At 66.5% G+C, this 5,499-nt stretch carries 6 protein-coding genes; 4 read left to right on the top strand and 2 right to left on the bottom strand.

From position 1 onward, the window contains the following. Together ACT6QK_RS14715 and ACT6QK_RS14710 are read right to left on the bottom strand one after the other, a co-directional pair. The coding region (locus ACT6QK_RS14715) for a hypothetical protein (RefSeq protein WP_444598572.1) at positions 1-310 on the bottom strand (310 nt) is incomplete at its 3' end. A gap of 64 nt (positions 311-374) precedes the next feature. After that, entirely contained in the window at positions 375-1,034 is a 660-nt protein-coding gene (locus tag ACT6QK_RS14710; protein WP_444598571.1) for a hypothetical protein, read from the bottom strand. A gap of 384 nt (positions 1,035-1,418) precedes the next feature. Here ACT6QK_RS14710 and rpsL point away from each other — a divergent pair, with 384 nt between their 5' ends. The 4 genes from rpsL to ACT6QK_RS14690 all read left to right on the top strand — a co-directional run. Beyond that, on the top strand, positions 1,419-1,793 hold the full coding sequence (gene rpsL / locus ACT6QK_RS14705) for a 30S ribosomal protein S12 (RefSeq protein ID WP_444598570.1): 375 nt from the start codon (positions 1,419-1,421) through the stop codon (positions 1,791-1,793). 66 nt (positions 1,794-1,859) lie between these two features. Continuing rightward, complete coding sequence (rpsG, locus tag ACT6QK_RS14700) at positions 1,860-2,333, top strand: 30S ribosomal protein S7 (RefSeq protein ID WP_444598569.1); 474 nt, start codon at positions 1,860-1,862, stop codon at positions 2,331-2,333. Between the two features lie 158 nt (positions 2,334-2,491). Further along, positions 2,492-4,573, top strand: coding sequence for an elongation factor G (fusA, locus tag ACT6QK_RS14695; RefSeq protein ID WP_444598568.1), 2,082 nt, complete (start codon positions 2,492-2,494; stop codon positions 4,571-4,573). 90 nt (positions 4,574-4,663) lie between these two features. Continuing rightward, positions 4,664-5,499 (top strand): elongation factor Tu (locus ACT6QK_RS14690; RefSeq protein ID WP_444598567.1); only part of this gene is annotated, 836 nt, incomplete at its 3' end.

Genomic DNA, 5,499 nt, shown 5'->3' with positions numbered 1-5,499 from the left:
CGTCCGTCGCCATGCGGGCGGCGGCGGCGGGGGCCGTCCTCGCGGCGTTCAGGGGCTGGGTGTCCCGGGCCGACTCGGCGGCGCGGGCGGGACGCCGCGCCACCTCGCCCGGCAGCAGGGGCCGGGGCTCCAGTTCGATGAAGACCGGCATCTGGTCGATCGTCGGATTGGGCGTCAGGGGCGTTTGCACCAGCTCGTGGCCGATCAGGGTTAGGACCGCCGCGTGAAACGCCAGCGAGCCGCCCAGGACAACCAGCCGTCTGCGACGGTCGGGACCGCGCCCTCCTGCTGAAACGATCGTCGCGCTCATCGGTCCCCGTCGCCTGATCGCGTGAAGGGAGGGGGCAACCGTGGCGGGCTGATGGCGGCCGGTCTCAATGGTGCTTCAGCAGCGACCGCAGTCCCGGATAGGGCGCGTCCCGCTCGCGCGTATAGCTGCGCCAGGCCTCGTTGGCCGCCGCCTGTTCGGCGAAGGCCTCGTCGCGTGCCTCGCCGGGCGCACGGCCGCGTCGGGGCTCCGGCCGGGCGACCTCGACGGGTGGCGACCCCCTCGCCGCAGCACGCAGGGCCGGACCGCGCTCGCGACAGTTCGCCGCTTCCCAGGCCCGGAAGTTGCTGATGTCGCGACACACGTCGCCGCCCCACGGTTCGCGGCCCGGCCCGGCGCCGCCGACAGGCCAGGCATCATCGACCACAAGCCCGTCCGCAGCAGCGATCTGGGTCGGCGTCCCCAGGACGTCGGCAGGCGGCGCTGCGTTTCGCGCTGCGTCGGTCGACCTCGCCTCGCGCGGAGCGGCCTCAAGGGGCAGGCGCGCGGTCGGCCGTCGCGCCTGAACGCCCGGCCAGGCTGGTGGAGACAGGTCGAGGGGAATGACGCCCGGATCCGTGTCGATGGCGACAGTCTCGCCGCCCACCAGCCCCCATAGCGCCGGCCCCAACAGGGCCACATGGACCAGCAGGGCCGCCGTCAGTCCGATCAGGCGCGGATCGCGCAGGCCGGGCGCCAGTCGTCTCGCCGCCGCGTCTTCCCGCATGCCCCTTCATCCCCCGTCGCGCCGTGCGCGTCCCCGACTCCGATCAGGCCGGACGACCGTGGCCGCATGGCGGCGCGATCTTGACCCCGGGGCGTCCGGCGTCGGGGAGCGGGCAGTCCCGCCTTGACCTGAACCGGCATCGCGCGTAGAAGCCGCCCACTTTCGAGGCTTGGGCGAGTCACATCGTCCGTCGAGATCGTGACAATCGAACGAACGGGCTGTGCCCGCCGGAACGCCCAAAGCGCGCGTTCCGGGTTTTTTGTTTGGGGGTCCGGCATCGTCCTCAGAAGACAACCCGGGCGGGGATGACCCCGTTCAGAAGAAGGACATGAGGCGCTTCGGCCGAAAGGCACACGCCTCCATCAGAAGTCGAGACGAGTTGAAATGCCTACGATCAACCAGCTGATCCGCAAGCCGCGCAAGCCCACGCCCGTCCGGAACAAGGTTCCGGCCCTGGAGGGTTCGCCCCAGCGTCGCGGCGTCTGCACCCGCGTTTACACCACGACCCCGAAGAAGCCGAACTCGGCTCTGCGTAAGGTCGCCAAGGTCCGCCTGGCCAAGAACGGCTACGAAGCCGTGTGCTACATCCCCGGCGAAGGCCACAACCTGCAGGAGCACTCGGTGGTCCTGATCCGCGGCGGCCGCGTCAAGGACTTGCCCGGCGTTCGCTACCACATCCTGCGCGGCGTGCTCGACACGCAGGGCGTCAAGGACCGCAAGCAGCGCCGTTCGCACTACGGCGCCAAGCGTCCGAAGTAAGCGACCGCTTCATTCCATTCGCCAGGTCACTCTGGCCGTTCGATACCGATTTAAGAGGCTAAGCCCATGTCCCGTCGCCACCGCGCCCAGAAACGCGAAGTCCTGCCGGATCCCAAGTACAAGGATCTGACCGACACCAAGTTCATGAACTACGTCATGTACGAAGGTAAGAAGGCCGTCGCCGAGAACAGCGTCTACGGCGCCTTCGCCATCCTGGCCGACAAGAAGAAGGACGTCGAAGCCGTCGTCACCTTCCACACTGCCCTGGAAAACGTCCAGCCGGCCGTGGAAGTCCGTTCGCGTCGCGTCGGCGGCGCCACCTATCAGGTGCCGGTCGAGGTTCGCCCCGACCGTCGTCGCGCCCTGGCCATCCGCTGGCTGGTCAACGCCGCCCGCAAGCGCGGCGAGAACACCATGACCGAGAAGCTGGCCGCCGAGCTGCTGGACGCCTCGAACAACCGCGGCACCGCGGTCAAGAAGCGCGAAGACACCCACAAGATGGCCGAGGCGAACCGCGCCTTCAGCCACTACCGCTGGTAAGGCCTGCAGGGGACGCCTTCAAAGCGTCACTTGCGATGACTATCTAGGACTATCCGGCGCGGGCGGTTTCAGCTAAATCGCCCGCGCCCGCTTATCCGAACAGACTGACTTTCCGAGGGCGCCGTCCGCGTCCTGAACACATTTCAAGGCACGCTTTCATGGCCCGCACTCACAAGCTCGAGGACTACCGCAACTTCGGCATCATGGCCCACATCGATGCGGGCAAGACGACGACGACCGAGCGGATCCTGTATTACACCGGCAAGTCCCACAAGATCGGCGAAGTCCACGACGGCGCCGCCACCATGGACTGGATGGACCAGGAACAAGAGCGCGGCATCACCATCACTTCGGCCGCGACGACCGCCTTCTGGCAGGGCAAGCGCCTGAACATCATCGACACCCCCGGACACGTGGACTTCACCATTGAAGTCGAGCGTTCGCTGCGCGTCCTCGACGGCGCCGTGACCGTGCTGGACGGCAACGCCGGCGTCGAGCCGCAGACCGAGACCGTCTGGCGTCAGGCCGACAAGTACAAGGTTCCGCGCATCGTCTACGTCAACAAGATGGACAAGATCGGTGCCGACTTCGACGCCTCGGTCGAGTCGATCCGCGACCGTCTGGGCGCCAAGGCCGTGCCGATCCAGCTGCCGATCGGCGCCGAATCCTCGCTGTCGGGCCTGGTCGATCTGGTCCGCATGACCGGCGTCGTCTGGGACAACGACGGCCTGGGCGCCTCCTACAAGGACGTGCCGATCCCCGCCGACATGGTCGACAAGGCCAATGAGGCCCGCCAGTACCTGATCGACAACGCCGTCGAGCTGGATGACGAGGCGATGGAAGCCTACCTCGAGGGCAACGAGCCGTCGGAAGAGGTCATCAAGAAGTGCATCCGCAAGGCGGTTCTGACCGGCGCCTTCTATCCGATCCTTTGCGGCTCGGCCTTCAAGAACAAGGGCGTGCAGACCCTGCTGGACGCCGTCGTCGACTACCTGCCGTCGCCGCTGGACATCCCGCCGACCCCGGGCATCGACTTCAAGACCGAAGAGCCGGTCGTCCGCAAGGCGTCCGACGACGAGCCCCTGTCGGTCCTGGCCTTCAAGATCATGGACGACCCCTTCGTCGGCTCGCTGACCTTCTGCCGCCTGTATTCGGGCAAGATGGAAACGGGCATGAGCCTGCTGAACTCGTCGCGCGACAAGAAAGAGCGCGTCGGCCGGATGCTTCAGATGCACTCGAACAACCGCGAGGACGTCAAGGAAGCCTTCGCCGGCGACATCGTCGCCCTGGCCGGCCTGAAGGAAACCCGCACGGGCGACACCCTGTGCGATCCCCTGAAGTCGCCCGTCATCCTCGAGAAGATGGAGTTCCCGGCCCCGGTGATCGAGATCTCGGTCGAGCCCAAGACCAAGGCCGACCAGGAAAAGCTGGGCGTCGCCCTGGCCAAGCTGGCGTCGGAAGATCCCTCCTTCACCGTCTCGACCGACCATGAGTCGGGCCAGACCATCCTGAAGGGCATGGGCGAGCTTCACCTGGACATCAAGATCGACATCCTGAAGCGCACCTACAAGGTCGAGGCCACCATCGGCGCGCCCCAGGTCGCCTATCGTGAATCGCTCGGCCGCAAGGTCGACATCGACTACACCCACAAGAAGCAGACCGGCGGTACGGGCCAGTTCGCCCGCGTCATGATCACCTTCGAACCCGGCGAGCCGGGCTCGGGCTTCGTGTTCGAGAACTCGATCGTCGGCGGCGCGGTGCCCAAGGAATACATCCCGGGCGTCGAAAAGGGCCTGCAGTCGGCCAAGGACAACGGCCTGCTGGCCGGCTTCCCGCTGATCGACTTCAAGGCGACCCTGACGGACGGCAAGTTCCACGACGTCGACTCCAGCGTGCTGGCGTTCGAAATCGCGGCCCGCGCCGCCTTCCGCGAGCTGAAGGAAAAGGGTGCGCCCAAGCTGCTCGAGCCGATCATGGCCGTCGAGGTCGTGACCCCGGAGGAGTATCTGGGTTCGGTCATCGGCGACCTGAACGGCCGTCGCGGCATGATCCAGGGTCAGGACATGCGCGGCAACGCCACCGTCGTGAACGCCTTCGTGCCCCTGGCCAATATGTTCGGCTATGTGAACACCCTGCGCGGCATGTCTCAGGGCCGCGCCCAGTTCACCATGCAGTACGACCACTACGAGCCGGTGCCGCAACACGTCGCCGACGAAGTCATCAAGAAGTACAGCGCCTAAACCCCAACCCATCCCGGCGGGCCCCAGGGTCCGCCGGACCCCTGAAAATCTAGGATATGCCCCCTCAACTCAGGGGACGGAGAGAAGAGAATGGCCAAGGAAAAGTTCGAACGCACCAAGCCGCACTGCAACATCGGCACGATCGGTCACGTTGACCATGGCAAGACGACGCTGACGGCGGCGATCACGATGACGCTGGCCAAGGCCGGCGGCGCCAAGGCGATGGCCTATGCGGACATCGACGCTGCGCCGGAAGAAAAGGCGCGCGGCATCACGATCAACACCGCGCACGTGGAATATGAGACGGCCAACCGTCACTACGCCCACGTCGACTGCCCCGGCCACGCCGACTATGTGAAGAACATGATCACCGGCGCCGCCCAGATGGACGGCGCGATCCTGGTGGTGTCGGCCGCCGACGGCCCGATGCCCCAGACCCGCGAGCACATTCTGCTGGCCCGTCAGGTCGGCGTGCCGGCCCTGGTGGTCTTCATGAACAAGGTCGACCTGGTCGACGACGCCGAGCTGCTCGAGCTGGTGGAGATGGAAATCCGCGAGCTGCTGAGCTCCTACCAGTTCCCGGGCGACGACATTCCGATCACCGCCGGTTCGGCCAAGGCCGCCACCGACGGCGTGAACCCGGAAATCGGCGAGCAGCAGGTGCTGAAGCTGATGGAGACGGTCGACGCCTACATCCCGCAGCCGGAGCGTCCGGTCGACCTGCCCTTCCTGATGCCGGTCGAAGACGTGTTCTCGATCTCGGGCCGCGGCACCGTGGTCACGGGTCGCGTCGAGAAGGGCATCGTCAAGGTCGGTGAGGAAGTCGAGATCGTCGGCATCCGTCCGGTCCAGAAGACGACCTGCACGGGCGTGGAAATGTTCCGCAAGCTGCTGGACCAGGGTCAGGCGGGCGACAACGTCGGCGT

Source organism: Brevundimonas sp. (assembly GCF_052436175.1).
In the GTDB taxonomy this organism is placed as follows: Bacteria; Pseudomonadota; Alphaproteobacteria; order Caulobacterales; family Caulobacteraceae; genus Brevundimonas.
The sequence above is the reverse complement of the archived record's forward strand: the minus strand, read 5'-3'. Positions and strand labels throughout refer to the sequence as shown.

Excerpts from the sequence above, each read along its gene's own strand:
- ACT6QK_RS14710 (WP_444598571.1), bottom strand. The coding sequence starts at position 1,034 with ATGCGGGAAGACGCGGCGGCGAGACGACTGGCGCCCGGCCTGCGCGAT.
- rpsL (WP_444598570.1), top strand. The coding sequence starts at position 1,419 with ATGCCTACGATCAACCAGCTGATCCGCAAGCCGCGCAAGCCCACGCCC.
- rpsG (WP_444598569.1), top strand. The coding sequence starts at position 1,860 with ATGTCCCGTCGCCACCGCGCCCAGAAACGCGAAGTCCTGCCGGATCCC.
- fusA (WP_444598568.1), top strand. The coding sequence starts at position 2,492 with ATGGCCCGCACTCACAAGCTCGAGGACTACCGCAACTTCGGCATCATG.